Genomic DNA, 20,340 nt, shown 5'->3' on the forward strand with positions numbered 1-20,340 from the left:
GAGCAGCGACTGCTGTCCGGCGCTGATTGCAAGTGGACACAGTTGGCGAGATCGCCCGACTGGCATTGTCGCACGAACGGGCGACTGTACCGGCTTTCGCCGACTAAAGGACAAGATGTGGAATCTCTACCGTGCAAACAGTGTCGATAGATCGAACGGTTCGCTGATCGGAAAATACCAAAGGCGGAGTGACGCGTCGAAAGTCGTCACCCAGATGGCATATCAGCCCGACCAGCTTTAGCTGGCTGCATCGCGCCTGAAATGCTTATGCCTTCGGTAGGGGCCGATCTTGCCATCGGCCAGAGATGGTAACGCTATTTGCTCGATGGATCTCGAGTGCCTTGGTTTAGGCGAATTTAATACAGAGTTGCTCGCGACCCAACGTGCACCAAGCAAACGAAGACTACGTAGACGTTACCGACGATGATGTTCACGCTGGATCATGACCTGCCGACCCCAGACCCATACCCCAGCGATTTTTCGCGCCGACAAAAATGCATTTCAGTTCAATGCGATAGATCCTGAGAGAATATTGGTGCACAATCACCCTTCGGGCGATCCGACGCCGTCGCAGGCCGACATCCGGATGACCAAGACGATCGTGGAGATCGCCAAGCCGCTCGGCATCACGGTTCACGATCACATCATCGTCGGCAAGAACGGCCACACCAGCCTGAAGAGCATCGGGGTGATGTGAAGGCGCGACGCCGACGAGACGACGCATGCAGCGTGCCGCGGTCGGAGCCGCCAAAAGATCGCCGCGGGATAGACGAAACGTCGGGCCGCGTTGAACCGGCCGTCTTCCCACGTCGGCTAATGCTGGCGAAGCGTGGAGAGGAATGACGGATGCGCGCGGCCTTCATCGGACTGATCCTTGGCGTCCTGACCGTCACGGCGGCGGCTGCCTACGACGCCAACGATCCCGCCAATTGCAATGGCATCGGCTGGGACGATGCGCGGCCGCTCGTCGTCGCCAAAGTGAGCGGCCAGCCGCGCGTGAATTTCGTCAAGAGCCCCTATGACGATGATTTCAAGGCCGCAGGCTGTCCCGCTGCGACCGACGCCTGCCGGAAGAAGGCGTACCTCGTCGGCGACGACCTCGTGCTGGTCGGCAGGACCCACGGCGATTTCGTCTGCGTCAGCTACCAGGCGCCGCGTGCGAAGGCCCAGATCTGGACCACCGGCTGGCTGCCGCGCGCAACCCTCACCACCGTCCCGCCAATGGCCGCGCCGGCAATGTCCGACTGGGCCGGAAGCTGGGAGCATCCGGGAGGGGGACTGACGATCAGGAAAGAGGCCGGCAACCGGTTCAGGATCGAAGGCGATCAGGTGCTGCCGGCCGGTCGCGAGTTGCGCAACGGATCGCTCGGCGCGACGGCAGAGCCCAAGGGCGGCCTCATCGCCTTCGTCGACGACGGCAGCACGCCGTTCGATCGGCCGAATGCCGGCGACGAGTGCCGCGTGCGTCTGCAGCGCATCGGCGCGCTTTTGCTGGTCGAGGACAACAATGATTGCGGCGGTGCCGGCGTCAGCTTCACCGGACTCTATCACCGCAAGTAGCCGCTGACGGCTTACGCCCAGCGACGCGCCATCGCCACACAGACGACGACGATTCCGGCTGCGGCGATCATCGTGGCCGACACCGGCTCATGCAGCAGCAGGCTCGCGAAACCGAGGCCGAGGAAGGGCTGCAGCAATTGCAGCTGGCCCACCGTCGCAGTGCCGCCGCGCGCGAGCCCGCGGTACCAGAAGGCGAAGCCGATGAACATGCTGAAGACGGAGACATAGGCGAGGCCCAGCCACGCCGCGGCCGTGATGTCATGTGACGCGCCGGGTAGCGTCAGCACCGCCATCGACAGCATCAGCGGTGCGGACAACAGCAGCGCCCACGAGATCACCTGCCAGCCGCCGAGCCGGCGCGTGAGCATGGCGCCCTCGGCATAGCCCAGGCCGCAGACGATGATCGCGGCGATCATCGCGAGATCGCCGATCGGCGCCGCGACGCCGTCCTGCGACAGGGCGAAGCCCGAGACCGCCGCAGCGCCAAGGGCTGCGAACAGCCAGAACAACGGCCGCGGCCGCTCGCCGCCGCGCAGCACGCCGAACAAGGCGGTCGACAGCGGCAGCAGACCGACGAACACGATCGCATGGGCCGAGGTGATGTGCTGGAGCGCGAGCGCCGTGAGCAGCGGAAAGCCGATGACCACACCGAGCGATACGATCCCGAGCGACACCAGATCACGCCGGCCGGGCAGCGGCTGCCGCAACAGCAAAAGACAAAGCGCAGCCAGCACGGCCGCGAGCGTCGCGCGTGCGCCCGTCAGGAACAGCGGCGCAAAGCCCTCCAGCGCCGCCCGCGTGGCCGGCAGCGAGCCGCTGAAGATCGTCATGCCGACGATGCCGCTCCCCCAACCTTCGATCAATCCCTTCATGCACCGCTCCTCCTCGCAGATCCCATAGCCGGATCGGGCTTGTTGCGGCAGTCACAGACCGATACAATTTCGACATTCTGTATTGATGCAGGAGGCAATACACTTTGGAATCAAGGGCGCTCGAGTCCCGCCGAGACGGCACGCGGACCACCGCCGTGGTCGATGCGATCCGGCAGCGTCTGGCGACGCGCGCGCTCGACGTCGGCCAGCGCCTGCCGTCGATCCGCGCCTTCGCCGCGGCGATGGGCGTCTCGCCGGCCACCGTCGTCGAGGCCTATGACCGGCTCGCCGCCGAGGGGGTCATCCGGGCCCGGCGCGGCTCCGGCTTCTATGTCGCCGACACGGCGCTGCCGCCGCTGGCCCTCGCCGATCGCGAGCCGCGCCGGCCGCGCGCGGTCGATCCGTTCTGGGTGTCGCGGCAGTCGCTCGACGCCGGGCCGGGAACGCTGACGCCCGGCTGCGGCTGGCTGCCGGCCGAGTGGATGCCGCAGGACGCGCTGCGGCGCGCGGTCCGCGCGCTGGCGCGCGGCGGCGGCCCAGTGCTGAGCGACTACGGCGCGGCGCGAGGATCGGCGGCGCTACGACGGCTGCTGCAGGGCCGCCTTGCCGGCCTCGGCATCGACGCGTTCAGCGAGCAGCTGGTGCTGACCTCGTCCGGCACGCAGGCGATCGACCTGATCTGCCGCATGCTGCTGCGCCCCGGCGACGCCGTGCTTGTCGACGATCCCTGCTACTTCAATTTCCTGGCGTTGCTGCGCGCGCATCAGGCGCGGATCGTCAGCGTGCCGATGACGCCGGGCGGACCCGACGTCGCGCGGTTCGAGGCGATGCTCGCAGCCGAGCACCCGCGGCTCTACATCACCAATTCCGGCCTGCACAATCCGACCGGCGCGACGCTGTCGCTGCAGACGGCGCACCGGCTGCTCAACGCCGCGGTGGCGCATGACACGATCATCGTCGAGGACGACATCTACGGCGATTTCGAACCCGAGCCGTCGCCGCGGCTCGCCGCACTCGACGGGCTGACGCGGGTGATCCTGGTCGGCAGCTTCTCCAAGACGCTGTCGGCCTCGGTGCGCTGCGGCTACATCGCCGCGCGCGCCGACTGGATCGAGCCGCTGATCGACCTGCAGATCGCGACCGGCTTCGGCGGCCCCGGACAGTTCGCCGCGGAGACACTGACCCAGGTGCTGACCAGCGGCAGCTACCGCAAGCACATCGAGGAGCTGCGCGCTCGGCTTGCGCGGGCGCGGCCACGCGTGGCAGCACGGCTGCAGCGCATCGGCATCGCGCCCTGGCTGATGCCGCGCGGCGGCTTTCATCTGTGGTGCAGGTTGCCGGACGGCTGCACGGCGATCGAGGTGGCCCAGGCCGCGCTCGAGGAACATGTGGTGCTCGCGCCCGGCGACGTCTTCAGCGCGGCGCAATCCGCCGCCACGATGATGCGCTTCAACGTCGCGCATTGCGAGGATCCGCGCGTCATTCACGCGCTGGAGCGCGCGACAAAGCCACCGGCCGCGCGTTCGTCGCGCCGCCAAGCGGTCAATTCAGCCGACCGGTAAGACTTAGTAGCAGTAGCGCGGGTGTGCGCGGACCCATGACCCGTCGCCGCGTTGCAAATAGCAGCCATTGCGATAGGAATAATAGCCGCCACGACGGCGCTCGCCATCGGCCGCGATTGCAGCTCCGGTGCCGGCCCCGATCACGGCGCCGATCGCAGCGCCCCGGCCGCCGCCGATCGCGCCGCCCAGGATCGCTCCGCCGGCGCCGCCCAGGATCGCTCCGCCGAGCACGTCCTGCGCAGCAGCCTGATGCACCGGCGCGACGACGGCGAGCGTGAGCAGCGCCGCAGCGCCAAGGCGGGTAGCAAAGGGAATCCCCAGACGTCGGATCATGAACAGGCCTCCGTTCCGGGCACGCTAGTCCGCCCGGCGTGGCCGTTCTTGATGCAGATCAAGGCGACGTCAAGGCAGGGCAATCCAAGGCGTTGCCACGTGACGCATCATGCCGCCACGCGCTGATCCTGCGTGCGGTCCTCGATGATGCTCAGCAGATATTTCGGCTCGCCCTCGCCGATCGAGACCGGCAGCCGGCGCACGACGATGTCGCGCGGACCATTTCCGGGTGTGAGGATGCTATGGGCTCGCGGCTCATCGTCGCCGCGCCCTGCGAGCTGTTCGCGGGCGGCTTCCTCGAGGATCGCGCCGGTCGGCGCGGAGAACAGTTCGCCCGGCGTGCGGCCGATGATGTCGGTGCGAGGCACGCCGAACAGACGCTCGGCGGCGCGATTGACGAACATGTAGCGCAGCGACTGCGCATCCTTGGCCAGCACCGCCTGCGGGATGTTCTCCAGCAATGCGGCGAGGAAATATTCGGCGCGCGCGAGCTTGCGTTCGGCACGGCGCTGCGCGGTGAAATCCTCGTGCGTCGCGATCCAGCCGCCGCCGTCCATCGGCCGCTCCGAGATGCGGATGATGCGGCCGTCGGCGAGCTCGACCTCGACGATCTCCGCCCTTCGCTCCTTCATGCGCTCCCGCAGCGCGGCGAGGAACTCCGACGGCTTCTCACGCAGCAGGCCGAGCTTGGCGCGGTGCGCGAGGATCTCGCGCACATGTGCACCGGGCTTCGCAACCGAGGCAGGAACGCCGTAGAGCTTGCGGTACTGCTCGTTGACCATCAGTACGTAGCCGAAGCTGTCGAGCATGATCAGGCCCTGGGCCATGTTGGCGACCGCGGCATCCAGACGCTGCTGGTTGCTGAGCGCGCCCTGCTCCAGCCGCTCGTGCTCGCGCAGGATGTCGGCGTGCTGGCGCTCGATCTCGACCTCGTGCTGCTCGAGCTCCTGAATCCGGAAGGCGCCGTTCTGGAAAGTCTCCACCGCATGCGCGACCCGTCCGATCTCGTCATGGCGCCGCGCATGCGGAATCTTGAGCTTGATGCGGCCGGCGGCGATGCGGTCGGTGACGCGGGCGATGTCCAGCAGCGGCATCAGCACGCCCCAGCGCAGCGCCAGCGCCGCGGCCGCGATCAGCACGATGATCACCGCCCCGAGCGCGCCCAGATAGAACGCGGCCATGCCGCGCGCGTCGGCCGCCTCGCCGAGCTCGCGGGTGCGGTCGGCATAGAGCCGCGACAATTTCTCGAGGTCCTCGTTGAGCGCGGTGCGCACCGCGCGATTCTCGTCATTGTCGCCGAGCTCGCGCGCCGCCGACGATCCGACCGAGATCGTCTGCCGCGCCATCTCGGTGCGGAATGCGACGAACTGATCGATCCGCTTCCTGAACGGGGCGAACAGCGCGGCGTCGTCATCTGTGACCCGGCTTTCCCATTCGTCGACCACCTTGCTCAGCTGCGCAATCTTCGCAAGCTGCGAGTCGGCGTAGCGCCGCGCGACGGTGCGGTCCAACGACATGTAGATGCCGCGCGATTCCATCACGACCGCGTAGATCAGCGCGTTGGTGCGCTCGATGTTGCGGGCTGCAATGGAAAGCGCTTCGAGCCGATCGTAGAACAGGCGCTGCTCGCGCAGCGCCGACAGCGCGCCCAGTGTCGACAGCATCACCAGGACGGCGAACGCGGCCGCAGCCGCAGAGATCTTGTCGTTGAGGCTGAACGACGGCAGCGACCTGTTGAACCGGCGCAACAACTCACGCATGGCGGGCCCCCTCGATGGAATGCAACCATCAGACGCAAGATGCGTAAACAACAAGTTCCAATTGGTGGAACAGGCACGTAACCGACCGTTAACCAAATCCGATGCCGGAAGAGGCTTGCCCGACGCGCGGCAAGGGCGCTCAACGGCGCGCGTCTCGCCCTACTGCCTGAGCATGATCAGCGGATTGGCGCTGTCGGGCACCAGCCGCCACTGCGCATTGTCGTCCGCCTCGAACCGCCAGGTCTCGCCGCGATCCGACATCAGCATCATCTGGCCGTGCTCGAGCCGCCACTGGCTCGGCGCGAACGCTGCGATGGCGGCGTCGCATTTCGGCTTCACGAACACCTGGAAATTGTCGTGGCCGGCGTCGTTGTTGGTCAGCACCAGGCTGCAGATCGTGGCGCCATTGCCGCGGACCATGGCCCAGTCGCCGATCATCTGGTCCATGGATTTCGCCAGCGACCGCGCCGCCGCCAGGTTCTGCAGGATGTAGACGCCTTCGCCCTGGCGCAGGCCCTCGAAGATGCCGGCCTCGACCTCGGTGAAGTCGATCACCGCCTCGCCATTGGCTGCCTGGAGACTGACGATGTCGAGGCCCTTCACGTTCCAGCCGGCGATGTCCTTGGTGAAGGGCAGCGCGGCGGCACAGCCCGGCTCCAGTTCGAGCTTCTGCCCACGCGGCGCCGCGTCCGGCTTCAAGGTCACGACGCAGGTCTTGCTGCGCTCGGTGGTCGCAAGCTCCCACTGCCCGATCATCGCCTTCTTCAGGCCGGCGGCGTCCTGCGCAACGGCGGGGACGCCCGCCACTGACGACAGCAGCGCGATCAGCATTGGGAGCGAACGTTTCATCAGCGGCCTTTCACCGGCGTTTCCGGAACGGGCGTCAGCGGCGGCTTGCCGGCAAACCAGACCTTGAGATTGTCGACCACCAGCTGATCCATCGCGTTGCGGGTTACGATGGCAGCCGAGCCGATGTGTGGCAGCAGCACGACATTGTCCATCGCCTTGAGCGCGTCGGGCACCGCCGGCTCCTTCTCGAACACGTCGAGGCCAGCCGCCAGGATGGTGCCGGACTTCAGCGCCTCGACCAAAGCCTGTTCGTCGATCACCGAGCCGCGGGCGACGTTGACGACGACGCCGCGCGGTCCGAGCGCCTTCAGCACCTCGGCATTGACGATCCGGTTGGTGCCGGCGCCGCCGGGCACGATCACGATGAGCGTGTCGACGTCCTTCGCCATCGCGAGCAGGTCGGGATAGTGCTTGTTGGCGACACCGGCCGCCGGATTGCGCGAGTGATAGACGACGGGGACCAGCGAGGCTTCGAGCCGGCGCGCGATCGCCTGGCCGATGCGGCCCATGCCGACCATGCCGACGGTGCGGTCGCGCAACGAGCCGACGCTGAGCGGATAGGGCTTCGACGTCCACTCGCCGGAGCGCACGAAGCGGTCGGCCTTGATGAACTCGCGGCAGGTGGCGATCAACAGGCCCATCGCGACGTCGGCTACCTCCTCGGTCAGGACATTGGGCGTGTTGGTGACGATGATGCCGTGCTGACCGGCATGGGCGGCCGCGATGTGGTCATAGCCGACGCCGAAGCTTGCGATCATCTCCAGCTTCGGCAGCATCGCCATCACGGCGGCATCGGTCTTCACGGTGTGGAAGGTCACCGCGACGCCGCGGATCCGCCCTTTCACGTCCGCTGGCAGCGCTTCGAGATCGGCCTGTGTCGTCGCATGGTGCACAGTGAAGCTGTCCGGGAAACCCTTTTCCAGGATCGGCCGCAGCGGCCCATAGATCAGAACATCGATCTTGTCAGACGAAGTGGCCGCCATCAGTTGTCCTTTCCAAGAGCACTTTCGTGCCAGCGCCGCAAAACGAGGTGCGAAACTAGCGCCAGCAAGCCATAGATGACAATCCCGGCGACCGACAGCAGCACCAGCGCGGCGAACATGCGGGGTATGTTGAGACGATAGCCGGATTCTGCGATGCGATAGGCGAGGCCTGATCCCGCGCCGGCGCTGCCGGCGGCGATCTCGGCGACGACGGCGCCGATCAGCGACAGGCCGCCGGCGATGCGCAGACCGCCGAGAATATAGGGCAGAGCGGCGGGCAATTTCAGATGGCGCAAGGTCTGCCAGCGCGAGGCGCCGTAGAGCTGGAACAGGCCAGCGAGATTGCGATCGACCGAGTTGAGCCCGAGCGCGGTGTTGGACAGCACGGGGAAGAAGCCGACGATCCAGGCGCACACGACCACCGCGGTCTGCTGCGGCAGATAGATCAGGAGCAGCGGCGCGACCGCGATCACGGGCGTCACCTGCAGCACCACGGCATAGGGAAACAACGCCCATTCCAGCCATCTCGACTGGTTGAACAGCAGCGCCAGCGCGATGCCGCCGAGGGCGGCGGCGATGAAGCCTTCGAGCGTCGTGATCAGTGTCGTCAGCAGCGACTGCGCCAGAATGTCCCAGTCGGCAACCAAGGTCTTCAGGATGAGCAGCGGCCCCGGCAGCACATAAGGCTGGATGCCGTTGACGCGCACCACCAACTCCCACGCCGTCATCGCTGCGACGAAAACCAAGGCCGGAAAGGCGAGGCTCGCCAGCCGCGCTGCCGCGACAAACGTTCTCTGCTCTCGTACGCCGCTCACAGCGCATGCACCCCGGTGTAGGCCGGCGCCAACGCGTCCGAGACGCGGCGGCAATATGCGGCGTAGTCCGGCGAGGCGCGGAACGCATCATCGCGCGCGTCGACGTCGATCCGGATCTCGGCGCTGAGCCGGCCGGGCCGCGCCGTCATCACCAGCACGCGCTGCGACAGGTAGACCGACTCGAACACCGAATGGGTGACGAACAGGACGGTCATGTTCAGGCTGCGCCACAGCGCCAGCAGGTCGTTGTTGAGGCGGAAGCGCGTGATCTCGTCGAGGGCCGCGAACGGCTCGTCCATCAGCAGGATGTCGGGCCGTGTCACCAGCGCTCGCGCCAGCGAGGCGCGCATCTTCATGCCGCCGGACAATTCGCGCGGGAATGCATCGGCAAAATCCGACAGGCCGACCTGCGCCAAGGCGGCATCGATCCGCGGCCGTGCCTCCGTGGCCGGGACATGCGCAAGCTTCAACGGCAAGCCGACATTGTCGCGCAGGCTGGTCCAGGGCATCAAGGTCGGCTCCTGGAACACGAAGCCGATGCGATGGCCCGGATGCGTCTCGGACGCGAACGCCGCGACGTCGACCATACCGCCGCTCGGGCTCGCAAGCCCGGCGATCAGCCGCAGCGCCGTCGACTTGCCGCAGCCGGAGGGGCCGAGCAGCGAGACGAACTCGCCTTTGGAAATCGTCAGGTCGATCGGCCCCAGCGCGGCGACGCCGGACTCGTACACCTTGGTGACGCCGCGCAGGCGTACCGCGGTCGCAACGGCGCGCTCGGACGAAGGGGGTGAACTCATGTGCTGAAAGCGCCGCTCAAGCGTCCTACTTCTTCGGCCGGAGATCGATGCCGACCCCCTTGTTGACGAAACGCAGCGTATAGGACTTGCGATAGTCGATCGTCGACTTGACCACGCCGGCCCGCACCATCTTGTCGAAGAAGCTGGCGATGCGCTCCTCCGTCATGGCGCCGATGCCCTTCTCCACGCTGTCGCCGGAATCGACGATGCCGTACTCCTTCATCTTGGCGACCGAATAGGCCAGCAGGTCGTCGGTCATCTCCGGGTTCATCTTCTTGATCAGCGCATTGCCGGCAGAATTGTCGCCGTAGATGTAATTGTACCAGCCGACGATCGAGGCATCGACGAAACGCTGCACCAGGTCCGGCTTGCTCTCGATCAGGTCGCGCCGCGTCTCGATCAGGGTCGAATAGGTGTTGAAGCCGTTGTCTGCGAGCAGGATCACGCCGGGCTTGAAGCCGGCGGCGCGCTCGACCGCGAACGGCTCTGATGTCACGTAGCCCTGCATCGCGCTCTGCGCGGTGGCGATGAACGGCTGCGGATTGAACGTGTAGGGACGCACGTTCTTCTCCGAGAAGCCGTATTCGGACTTCAGCCACTGATAGTAGCTGGAGATGCCTTCCTTGGAGACGAACAGGGTCAGCGGCTTCAGCTCTTCGAGCTTGGTGATCCTGGACTCCGGATGCGTCAGGAACACCTGCGGATCCTTCTGGAACATCGCGGCGATCGACACCACCGGCACGTTGTTGGCCACCGCGTCGAACGACATCAGCGTGTTCGCGGCCATGAAAAAATCGATCTTGCCGGAGATCAGCAGCATGCGGTTGTTCTCGTTCGGACCGCCCGGCACGATCGTCACGTCCAGACCGTAGCGCTTGTAGGTGCCGTCGGCGACCGCCTGGAAGAAGCCGCCATGCTCGGCCTCGGCGACCCAGTTGGTGCCGAACGAGACCTTGTCCAGGGTCTGGGCCTGGGCCGCCGGGACCAGCGCACCCGCGACGAGCAAAGCCGCCATTAACGTTCGCGACAGAAGCCCCTGCGTCATGATTGGATTCCCCGGTTAGTCTCGCCCAAGATGCCGTTCGAAGTGCTATGGTCGGGCGATAAGTACCCTGCCCGAGGCACGAAAGAAACAGCCAGCACGATGACCACCCCGCCCCGCGACTGGACCGAGCTGCACTGGCCCTTGATCGGAACGTCCGAGGCGGCGCGCTGGATCGCAGTGCTGCCGCTCGCGGCCACCGAGCAGCACGGACCGCATCTGCCGCTCGGCACAGATGTTTACATTGCGGAAGCCTATCTCGCCCGCGTGCGCGCGCTGCTGCCGCCGGCACTGCCGGTCACCTTCCTGCCGGTGCAGCCGGTCGGCATTTCCACCGAGCATATCGATTATCCGGGCACGCTGACCTTGCCGACCGAGACCGCGCTGCGGAGCTGGCGAGCGCTCGGCGACAGCGTGGCCCGCGCGGGAATCAGGAAGCTCGTGATCGTCACCAGCCATGGCGGCAACAGCGCCGCGATGACCCTGGTCGCGCAGGACCTGCGCGCCGCCTTTCGGATGCTGGTGGTGACGACATCGTGGTCGCGCTTCGGCGCGCCCGACGGCCTGTTTTCTTCCGACGAGCTGCGGCACGGCATCCATGGCGGCGCCGTCGAGACCTCGATCATGCAGGCCTGTCATCCGGAGCTGGTGCGTGGCGACGCCATCGCTGCCTTCGCGTCATCTGGCGCTGAGATCGAGAAGAACAATCGCGTGCTCTCGACGCAGCGGCCGGCGCCGATGGCCTGGCAGACGCAGGACCTGAATGCGAGCGGTGCGGTCGGCGATGCCACGCAGGCGTCGGCGGAGAAGGGCGAGCGCGTGCTCGACCACGGCGCGCGGGCGTTCTGTGCGCTGCTCGAGGATATCGATAACTTCGACGTGAACGGGCTCGGCGGCGGCCCGCTGGCGAGCCGTTGGATTGGGCCCAACTAGAGCATGATCCGGAAAAGTGGAAACCGGTTTTCCGGAAAGATCATGCTCAAACAAAGAGATGAGATCATGATGCGATTCCGTGGAATCGCATCATGATCTAACTGGATTTTCAAACGAATCTCTGAACCGCCCCGGCCTTGTTCGGGCGATTCGAACCGCTTTCGAGAAGCCTCCGTCCAATTTGACAGACGGCCAGCACCGGCCGCCCAACGGAAAACAGGAGCCTTCCATGTCCATCAAGACCAAGCTTGCCGCCCTGACCCTCGCCGCCCTGACCGTGACCGGCGGCGTCGCCGCGACCTCCACGCCTGCCGAGGCCCATGGCTTCCATCACGGCTGGGGCTGGGGCGTCGGAGCCGGCCTCGTCGGCGCCGCTGTCGTCGGCAGCGCCATCGCCGCCAGCAACGACGGCTATTACTACGGCGGTTATCGGTACTGCCACTGGGTGCCCCAGTACGACGCGTTCGGACGTTACGTCGGCCGGGTCAGAGCCTGCGGCTATTGATGGCGCGACGGTCACCTTGCCCAACCGAATCCACCAGGGCTCGCCACGTCGGCTCGTGAACGCGCTGCAGCACCGGTCCCGCGTCTGATACGGGTGTCCCCATCAGCTCAGACCCGTGTCCCAACCCGCCCGGCTATCCCCCCCCCCGGGCGGATTGTCGGGGTGGCAGGTCGTTCGACTCAGAACTGCGCGTGCAGCCGCGACCCGATGATCGAGACCGGCCCGCGATCGCGGCTGTAGGCCGGGTTGACGATGAACTGATAGTCAAACGTCAACTGCCAATTGAACACCGGCAGCGAGTAATACGCTTCGAGGATCTTCTCGGCCCCGGGGTGCGGCAGCTGCCCATCACCAATCAGCGCCGTATAGCCGCCCGCGGCCAAATAGGCCTGATGCGCCGGCGAGATCTGATTGACCACCCCTGCGAGGCCGAACGTGTCGTCCGGCCGTCCCCAGAATCTGCCTGACACCGAGGTGCCGGCGGCAAAGGTCGTGTCAACGTCGGTGAACGCGTAGGCCTCCAGCTTCCCGGGCGTGTAGCCGGCGCGCGCGAACACGCCGAGCCCCGGCAGGATCTGCTGCTCCCAATTGGCGGAGATGCCGGGCTTGCTCTTGTAGGTCCGGACCGCCGCGAGATCCGGAGCGGCTCCAGTCTGCGCCGCCAGGGTCACCGCATCCTGGAAATTGCCGAGGCGGGCCCGCGTCAGATAGCCGGTGACCAGGATCTTGCCCGGCTGCCCCCAAAGCTCGTAGCGGCGTTCGAGTTCGCCGACCATCTGGAATTGGCCGAGCTTGGCATCGAGATCGGTGCTGTTTGGGACGGCCGGACCATCGAAGATACCGGCGCGGACCGTCCACGGGCCGGTGTACCACTCGGCCGCTGCGCCATAGGTGAACGCCCAGGCATCCGCGGCATAGTCGAACGTGCCGGTATTGACCAAGGTCCAGTTCAGGAAGTCGGCACGCGGGTCGTGGGCGTATTTGTTCTGGTCGAAGATATCGACGACGCCGAACTTGCCGACGGTGAAGACGAGACGATCGGATGTCTGTGATCCCGCGAACTGGTTGATGCCGGCCTCGACCTTCTGGCTCTCGCCGCCGAGATCGATGGTCTGGCGCAGGAAGGCGCGCGGAATGCGGGCATAGGGATAGCTTGAGCCGACCTTGTAGGCCTCAGCACTCGGGAAGCCGGCGACGCCGAACGTGCCGCTCAGGCCAAAGCCCTGGTCGATTTCGGGGTTGATCCAGATCTCGGCGCCGTCCCAGGGGCGGAAACCGACGTACAGGTCGAGGTCAAAGGTTTCGCGGCCGATATTGGGATCCAGGCTGTTCCGGCCGGCATAGGGGGCACGGAACGGAAAGTCGTACTGCGTCGTGATCGTGGTCTGGCCATGCACGGCGAAATTGTCGAGCTCGGGTGGCACGATGCCCTTGCCGAGCAGGTCCTTCTTGGCCGGATCCGTGCCCAGCTGGTAGTTGAGCCCGAGTTGCAGCCTTTGGATCGACAAATCGGAGTCGTAGAGCTGGCCGGCCGCGGTGAAGCGTTTCCGATGATGCCCGAACTCGGAGTCCAGGAATTCGAGCTTGGCGCTCCAGGCCGGCGCGATCGGCACTTCCACCCCGAGACCGGCGACCCAGCCGAGCCGCCAGGTCAGCGCCATATCGACGTCGCCCACCGCCGCATTGCCGGCCGTGCCCGCGAGCTGAGTCCGCTCCAGACGGTCGTAGCTCCAGGCGAGGCCGCCGGTCGCGTAGACCAGCCATGGATTGAAGTCGTAACCGATACGCCCGCGCAGCGTACCCGTCCCCAGCACCGTATCGCGATAGGCCGCCTGGCCAGTTGCCGGGGAGGTCGGGGCCCGCACGCCGGCGAGCGTGTTCGGAGCCGAGAAGTCCCCCTCCACGCCGAGCAGGAGGCGCGGCGACAGCATCCGGTTGTAGCCGGCCTGCAGGCCGAACAGATAGCTGCCGGTCCCCTTGAAGGCATCATAGGAGTTAAACAGGCCGGTCGATCCCGAGAGCATCGGGACGCCGGCGCCGGCCTCGAGGGCGGTCCAGCCGGACTTGCCTGCGGCGTAGCCGAGGTGCCCGCCGATATAGAATCCGTTCCAGTCAGGGGCCGCCGAATTGTCATACGACTGCGGCCGCGAATTTACCGACCCGAGATCGGCCGCTGTCGCGGTTTTGGACAAAGTGAGCAGGAGACCGAGCGTCGCCCGAGCCAGGAGCCGGTGGTCCATCTTGTTCAATTCACGTGAGAATTACGATCAGTGCCGTTCTGACATCATCTCGTAACGGATTTGCAACACGCGGGTCTCCCACCATGCGGCAGTTCCGTCTTCGAATCGCTCGTCAGCTCGATTGCCTTGCGACGTCATGTCACAAGCGAGCTCGATCGCGAAGGGCCGACACCCGTTCCCACAGCCGATAGGGCCATCGAAAATCACCGCTTCCGCGCGCGAGCCGTGACGTGTGACTTCAAAGTCATTGTAAGTAACTTGCAATATTCGCTAGGGTCCGCATCACCAGCGCCTCTGTTCACTCCTGCTCTTGCGGTCCATACGCTTGCCGACGGTTACGCCAATACGATCCGGACGATCGCGCGTCCGAAGCTGGACCGGGCTTGCCGCCGTCGTCGTCCTCGGCTCGGGAGCTGCGGCCCAGGCCGCGGATTTGGCGCTGAAAGCGCCGGTCGCACAGACGGAGTTCGATTGGACGGGTGTCTATGTCGGCGGCCACGCCAGCTATACGCGCGATCGGAATCACGAAGCTCGTGATTGTCACCAGCCATGGCGGCAACAGCGCCGCGATGACCCTGGTCGCGCAGGATCTGCGCGCAGATCACCGCATGCTGGTGGTGACGACGTCATGGTCGCGCTTCGGCGCGCCCGATGGCCTGTTCTCCGCCGACGAGCTGCGTCACGGCATCCATGGCGGTGCCGTCGAGACCTCGATCATGCTGGCCCGCCATCCCACGCTGGTGCGCAGCGATGCCATCGCCGCTTTCCCCTCGCGCGGCGCTGAGATGGAAACGACCTACGAGGTGCTCTCGACGCAGCGGCCGGCGCCGATGGCCTGGCAGACGCAGGACCTGAATGCGGGCGGCGCGGTCGGCGATGCCACGCAGGCCTCGGCGGAGAAGGGCGAGCGCGTGCTGGACCACGGCGCGCGGGCGTTCTGCGCGCTGCTGGAGGACGTCGATAACTTCGACGTGACCACGCTCGGCCACGGCCCGCTGCCGGGCTCCTGAGCCAAAGATAACATTCTGGATCTTCTGATGAATCTCCGGATGGCGTCGATCGCCATCAGGCGATTCGAACCGGTTTCGAAAAGGCTCCGTCCAATTTGGCAAGCGGCCGACGCCGGCCGCCGCAACATCAAACAGGAGCCTTCACCATGTCGATCAAAACCAAGATTGCCACCCTCGCGCTGACCGCGCTCGCCGTGACCGGCAGCATCGCCGCAACGTCGACGCCTGCGGCGGCCAACGGCTTCCATCATCATCACCATTGGGGCTGGGGCGTCGGTGCCGGCCTCGTCGGAGCCGCCGTCGTCGGCAGCGCCATCGCCGCCAGCAACGACAGCTACTCCTATGGCGGTGGCTATCGGTACTGCCGCTGGGTGCCGCAGTTCAACGTCTACGGCCAGTATGTCGGCCGCGTCAGGGCCTGCGGCTATTGATGCCGGGCGTTCGTCGCGTCCCGCCCGGCCGCCCGGGCGGGCTGATTGTTGCGTGGGCGCCACACCCTCAATCGGAAACCGGATGAGACCGCCCCACGCTTGCTGTTGCGAATTAATCGCAATATAAATCATCCACAAATTGCCGCGTGCCGTCCACACTTCCGATCGAACATCGACGACTCCGTAATCTTCTCGTGACTGTGCGCGGGCAATCAGTTGTGACGTTTGCCTGTGTCGTTTGCCTCGCCTTGGGAATCCGCCGCCATGATCCGTTCGAACTGCACCCGGGAGATGATCGCGGCCGGCGCCATGATCGCCGCGCTCGCTGCCCCCGCCGCTGCCGCCGACCTGCCGGTCAAGGCCCGGATGGCGCAGACGGTGTTCGACTGGACCGGCCTCTATGTCGGCGTCCATGCCGGCTATACCCGCGACCGCGCCCAGGCGACGCTGACCGACCCGAGCGGGACGGTCAGCGCCGGTAGCCCGTTCAGCGGTCTCACTGGCGGCGTGCAGGCCGGCTATAACTGGGTCACCCGCTCCGGGCTGTTGCTCGGGCTCGAGGGCGATTTCAGCTTTCCGAACTATCTCACCTCCAACCACACCGTCGCGATGCTCGGCACGCCCGGCTCGAACGTCTCGGAGCTGTGGGACTATGTCGCCACCGCGCGCGGCCGGGTCGGCTACCTCAAGGGCGACTGGCTGGTCTACGCCACCGGCGGCCTCGCCTGGACCGGCGGCCGCTTCATCAACACCAATGCGGCCGGCGACACCGAGAAGCTGCTGACGACGCGGCTCGGCTGGGCCGCCGGCGCCGGCATCGAGCGCAGCTTTGCGCCGCATTGGAGCTGGCGCCTCGAATATCTCTACAGCCATTTCGAGAACGGTGGCGTCCGCTTCTCCAACGGCGCCAGCTACAATTCGCAACTCGACTTCCAGACCCTGCGGGTCGGGCTCAACCGCAAGCTCGATTTCGTGGGCGGGCCCGACCTGAAGCTCAAGAGCGATCCGTCCGATCCCGAATCCGACCGCTGGGAGATCCACGGCCAGGCGACCGTGATCGGCCAGGGCTATCCGGCGTTCCGCGCCGCCTACACCGGCGCCAACAGCCTGACACCCGCGCGCCAATTCCAGGAGACCTGGAGCAACAGCCTGTACATCAACGCTCGGCTGTGGGACGGCGGCGAGGTCTACTACAATCCCGAGCTGCTGCAGGGCTTCGGCCTCAGCAACACCGTCGGACTCGGCGGCTTCCCCAATGGCGAAGCGCAGAAGTCCGACTTCCCCTACCCGCACTACAACACCTCGCGGCTGTTCCTGCGCCAGACCTTCGGCTTCGGCGGCGAGCAGGAGCAGCTCGGCAGCGGCCAGCTGCAGCTGTCCGGCAAGCAGGACATCTCGCGTCTCACGCTTCAGATCGGAAAATTCCCCGTGCTCGACGTGTTCGACGGCAACGCCTACGCCAAGGACGCACGCAAGGACTTCATGAACTGGTCGGTGTGGGCGCCCGGCGCCTTCGACTATGCCGCCGACAAGCTCGGCCTGACCTACGGCGCCACCGCCGAGTTGAACCAGAAGAACTGGGCGCTGCGCGCCGGCTATTTCCTGGTCGATGCCGAGTCGAACTCGAACAATTTCGACACGAAGGTTTTCAGACGCGGCAGCTACGTCGTCGAGCTGGAGACGCGCTATCAGCTGTTCTCGCAACCCGGGCATCTGCGCACCATCGGCTGGTTCAACAACACCTTCTCCGGCAGCTATCGCGAGACGCTGGACAATCCCGCGCTCAATCTCGACATCGGCCAGACCCGCCGCGGCCGCGGCAAATACGGCTACGTGATCAGCTTCGACCAGGCGCTCTCGGACGATGTCGGCCTATTCGGCCGCTGGAGCTGGAACGATGGCAAAACCGAGATCATGGCGTTCACCGACATCGACAGCAGCCTGTCGTTCGGCACCTCGATCAAGGGCGCGCGCTGGGGCCGTCCCGACGACACCATCGGCCTCGCCGGCGTGACCAACGGGCTGTCGCGCGACCACCGCGCCTTCCTCGCCGCCGGTGGCCTTGGCCCCTTGATCGGCGACGGCGCGCTGAACTACCGGCGCGAGAACATCATCGAGGCCTACTACGCCTACTCGATCAACAAATACCTGACCTTCACGGCGGACTATCAGTTCATCAGCAATCCCGCCTACAACGCCGACCGCGGTCCGGTGTCGATCTTCTCGGGGCGGCTGCACGGGGATTTCTGAGGGGCGGCTGTTTTTATTTGCGCAGGCCATAGCTCCTCACTCGGTGTCGTCCGCGCAAACGCGGGGACCCATACCGCGGAAGCTATCGAGGGACGTCACTGCCGATTGCCCGCCACATGACGGCCGGTGGCGATGGGTCCCGGCTCAAGGCCGGGACGACAGCGGAGGTCCAGGCGCGGCAAGCCCCAATCTGACCGCCCACCCGTCTCCAGCCATGCCCCCACCGCAACGCGGCATTGGGCGCTTGCCATCCCCATATGCTAGGACCTGTCCCCATCCCGCCCCCTCCGGGCGCCAGACCAGGTCGAAATGCTCTCCGTCGAACTCGCCATCATCGTCGTCCTCATCGTCGTCAACGGGCTGTTGTCGATGTCCGAACTCGCGATCGTCTCGTCGCGGCCGGCACGCCTCGCCATGCTGGCCGAAAAGGGCATCGCCGGCGCCCGTCGGGCGCTGACGCTGGCGTCCGATCCGGGGAGGTTCCTGTCGACGGTGCAGATCGGCATCACCCTGGTCGGCGTGCTCTCTGGCGCGTTCTCGGGCGCCACGCTCGGCCAGCGCCTGACGCAGTGGCTGCTGGAGCTCGGCCTGTCCGCCTCCGTCGCCGACATCATCGGCGTCGGCCTGGTCGTCACCACCATCACCTATGCGACCCTGATCGTCGGCGAGCTGGTGCCGAAGCAGCTGGCGCTGCGCGACCCCGAGGCCGTGGCGGTCCGCGTCGCGCCGGCCATGCAGGTGCTCGCCAAGGTGTCGCTGCCGCTCGTGGTGCTGCTCGATCTCTCCGGCAAGTTGATCCTGACGCTGCTCGGCCGCTCCGGCGAGGCCGAGGAGAAGGTGTCGGAGGCGGAGATCCACCATCTGGTGCGCGAGGCCGAGACCGCAGGCGTGCTCGAGCCCGGCGAGAAGGAGATGATCGCCGGCGTGATGCGGCTCGGCGACCGCCCGGTCGGCGCCATCATGACGCCGCGCCCCGAGGTCGACGTCGTCGACCTCAACGACGATCCCAAGACCATTCGCGAGCTGCTCGCCAAGAGCCCGCATTCGCGCCTGCCGGTGTCGGACGGCGAGCGCGACCGTCCGATCGGCGTGCTCCAGGCCAAGGACCTGCTGGCCGCCTATCTGCGCGACGAGACGCCGGACCTGCGCAGCCTGGTGCGGGAGGTGCCGATCATTCCCTCCACCGTCGATGCGCGCGACGTGATCGCGATTCTCAAGGTGGCGCCCGTGCATATGGGGCTCGTCCACGACGAATACGGCGCGTTCGAAGGCGTCGTGACCGCGGCGGATATTCTGGAGTCGATCGTCGGCGCGTTCTCCTCGGAGGAAGGTCCGCCGGAGCCGGCCTGCCTCCGCCGCGACGACGGATCGCTGCTCGTCTCCGGCTGGATGCAACTCGACGAGTTCGCCGACGTCCTCGCCATCGAGGTGCCGCCACATCGCGGCTACCACACCGTCGCCGGCCTGGTGCTGCAGCATTTCGGCAGCGTGCCCGCGGTCGGCCAGAGCTTCGAGCTGCAAGGGTGGCGCTTCGAGATCATCGACCTCGACGGCCGCCGCATCGACAAGATCCTGGCGACCAGGCTCGCCCCGGAGGGCGGCGAGCCGAACGTGGGGTAGCGCTCACTCAATTGCGCCAGGGCGTTTCATGATGCGTATCTCGGCCCGCATCATCGAGAGACCCGCGCAGGCGCGGCACCGGCGGTGCGCCCCCTCTCCCGCTTGCGGGGGAGGGCTGGGGTGGGGGTGCCACAGCGGCAGTCTTTCCGGAGCAATCCCCCACCCGCATCGCATCTGACGATGCGATGCGACCTCCCCCGCACGCGGGGGGAGGCGCTGACCGATCGCGCCGCGCCTGCGTGCCACAAACAACTTTGCAATCCCCGATTCGCCCGTCGGGCGGAGTGCCGATCTCCAACACGCCGGCGGACGGCCGATGCGCCACGCATGTCGCCTGCGCCAAAACACTCATTTCCCCCGCGCCCTCAATATGAAGACCCACTTCAAGAGCCTCTGCGAAAAATAAACAGCTTCCGAAAATCATAATTCCTGTCCTATGCTCCTCCCATTCCGGTCCTGATGAGGGGCGTACGCGCGTCGTCACGAACGTTGGACCGGCAATGCGATGGACGTGACGGCGGCGCTGGACGAGCGCTGTCGTCGCGGACGGCGAAATCGTGTGGTCCTGACCTCCCGACGCTGAGGTCCGCGGCAGCGCGCGTGATGCGCGCGTTGTCGCCACGGTGGCCAGAAAGCCGGCGCACCGGGGAGATCACGTATAAGCCGTTAAAACCGATCGCGCAGGGAGGGCCGGGTCGTTCCGGCTGAACCTTGTATGGGGAGTAAGTTGTCAAGAGGGGCGTCGTTTGTTGGGGGCGGTCTTTGGCGCCAAGGAGAG

At 66.2% G+C, this 20,340-nt stretch carries 16 protein-coding genes and 2 pseudogenes; 9 read left to right on the plus strand and 9 right to left on the minus strand.

Features of this window, described 5'->3' with window-relative positions:
• Positions 1-463: 463 nt before the first annotated feature.
• Positions 464-697, plus strand: a pseudogene (locus QX039_RS29255) (JAB domain-containing protein); the annotation flags it as partial.
• 149 nt (positions 698-846) lie between these two features.
• Positions 847-1,560 (plus strand): hypothetical protein, encoded by a 714-nt coding sequence (locus tag QX039_RS29260; RefSeq protein ID WP_315735028.1) that lies wholly within the window; start codon positions 847-849, stop codon positions 1,558-1,560.
• Positions 1,561-1,571: 11 nt separating this feature from the next.
• On the opposite strand, the gene QX039_RS29265 is transcribed toward QX039_RS29260, so the two are convergent.
• Entirely contained in the window at positions 1,572-2,432 is an 861-nt protein-coding gene (locus QX039_RS29265; RefSeq protein WP_315735030.1) for a DMT family transporter, read from the minus strand.
• A 155-nt stretch (positions 2,433-2,587) separates the two neighbouring features.
• On the opposite strand from QX039_RS29265, the gene QX039_RS29270 reads away from it, so the two are divergent.
• On the plus strand, positions 2,588-3,994 hold the full coding sequence (locus tag QX039_RS29270; protein WP_315774060.1) for a PLP-dependent aminotransferase family protein: 1,407 nt from the start codon (positions 2,588-2,590) through the stop codon (positions 3,992-3,994).
• A 3-nt stretch (positions 3,995-3,997) separates the two neighbouring features.
• On the opposite strand, the gene QX039_RS29275 is transcribed toward QX039_RS29270, so the two are convergent.
• The 7 genes from QX039_RS29275 to QX039_RS29305 form a co-directional block, all read right to left on the minus strand.
• Complete coding sequence (locus QX039_RS29275; RefSeq protein WP_315715302.1) at positions 3,998-4,327, minus strand: hypothetical protein; 330 nt, start codon at positions 4,325-4,327, stop codon at positions 3,998-4,000.
• A 107-nt stretch (positions 4,328-4,434) separates the two neighbouring features.
• The gene (locus QX039_RS29280) at positions 4,435-6,087 is read right to left on the minus strand and encodes a PAS-domain containing protein (protein ID WP_315774061.1); all 1,653 of its coding nucleotides are present in this window, start codon (positions 6,085-6,087) and stop codon (positions 4,435-4,437) included.
• Between the two features lie 159 nt (positions 6,088-6,246).
• On the minus strand, positions 6,247-6,843 hold the full coding sequence (locus QX039_RS29285; protein ID WP_315774075.1) for an AprI/Inh family metalloprotease inhibitor: 597 nt from the start codon (positions 6,841-6,843) through the stop codon (positions 6,247-6,249).
• A gap of 92 nt (positions 6,844-6,935) precedes the next feature.
• Positions 6,936-7,919 (minus strand): 2-hydroxyacid dehydrogenase, encoded by a 984-nt coding sequence (locus QX039_RS29290; protein ID WP_315774062.1) that lies wholly within the window; start codon positions 7,917-7,919, stop codon positions 6,936-6,938.
• Positions 7,919-8,647, minus strand: coding sequence for an ABC transporter permease (locus QX039_RS29295; protein WP_409997693.1), 729 nt, complete (start codon positions 8,645-8,647; stop codon positions 7,919-7,921). Before QX039_RS29295 ends, QX039_RS29290 begins: the two co-directional genes overlap by 1 nt.
• Before the next feature lie 83 nt (positions 8,648-8,730).
• Positions 8,731-9,531 (minus strand): ABC transporter ATP-binding protein, encoded by an 801-nt coding sequence (locus QX039_RS29300; RefSeq protein ID WP_315774063.1) that lies wholly within the window; start codon positions 9,529-9,531, stop codon positions 8,731-8,733.
• A gap of 25 nt (positions 9,532-9,556) precedes the next feature.
• Positions 9,557-10,546, minus strand: a complete 990-nt coding sequence (locus QX039_RS29305; RefSeq protein ID WP_315774065.1) for an ABC transporter substrate-binding protein — start codon at positions 10,544-10,546, stop codon at positions 9,557-9,559.
• A gap of 129 nt (positions 10,547-10,675) precedes the next feature.
• Here QX039_RS29305 and QX039_RS29310 point away from each other — a divergent pair, with 129 nt between their 5' ends.
• Both QX039_RS29310 and QX039_RS29315 read left to right on the plus strand, forming a co-directional pair.
• Positions 10,676-11,506: a creatininase family protein gene (locus tag QX039_RS29310; RefSeq protein ID WP_315774066.1), complete on the plus strand. Its 831-nt coding sequence runs from the start codon at positions 10,676-10,678 to the stop codon at positions 11,504-11,506.
• Between the two features lie 229 nt (positions 11,507-11,735).
• On the plus strand, positions 11,736-12,011 hold the full coding sequence (locus tag QX039_RS29315) for a hypothetical protein (protein ID WP_315774068.1): 276 nt from the start codon (positions 11,736-11,738) through the stop codon (positions 12,009-12,011).
• Positions 12,012-12,190: 179 nt separating this feature from the next.
• On the opposite strand, the gene QX039_RS29320 is transcribed toward QX039_RS29315, so the two are convergent.
• The gene (locus QX039_RS29320; RefSeq protein WP_315774069.1) at positions 12,191-14,251 is read right to left on the minus strand and encodes a carbohydrate porin; all 2,061 of its coding nucleotides are present in this window, start codon (positions 14,249-14,251) and stop codon (positions 12,191-12,193) included.
• A gap of 518 nt (positions 14,252-14,769) precedes the next feature.
• Between QX039_RS29320 and QX039_RS29325 the strand changes: the two are divergent.
• From QX039_RS29325 to QX039_RS29340, 4 genes and pseudogenes are all read left to right on the plus strand, one after another.
• Positions 14,770-15,261 (plus strand): annotated as a pseudogene (locus tag QX039_RS29325) (creatininase family protein); the annotation flags it as partial.
• Positions 15,262-15,407: 146 nt separating this feature from the next.
• Entirely contained in the window at positions 15,408-15,692 is a 285-nt protein-coding gene (locus QX039_RS29330) for a hypothetical protein (RefSeq protein WP_315774071.1), read from the plus strand.
• A 264-nt stretch (positions 15,693-15,956) separates the two neighbouring features.
• Positions 15,957-17,942 carry a carbohydrate porin gene (locus tag QX039_RS29335; RefSeq protein WP_315774073.1) on the plus strand — a complete coding sequence of 662 codons (1,986 nt, stop codon included), beginning with the start codon at positions 15,957-15,959 and terminating at the stop codon, positions 17,940-17,942.
• Between the two features lie 309 nt (positions 17,943-18,251).
• Positions 18,252-19,562, plus strand: a complete 1,311-nt coding sequence (locus tag QX039_RS29340; RefSeq protein WP_315735049.1) for a hemolysin family protein — start codon at positions 18,252-18,254, stop codon at positions 19,560-19,562.
• Positions 19,563-20,340: the final 778 nt, after the last annotated feature.

It is taken from the genome of Bradyrhizobium sp. SZCCHNR1043 (assembly GCF_032489675.1).
Taxonomy (GTDB): Bacteria; Pseudomonadota; Alphaproteobacteria; order Rhizobiales; family Xanthobacteraceae; genus Bradyrhizobium.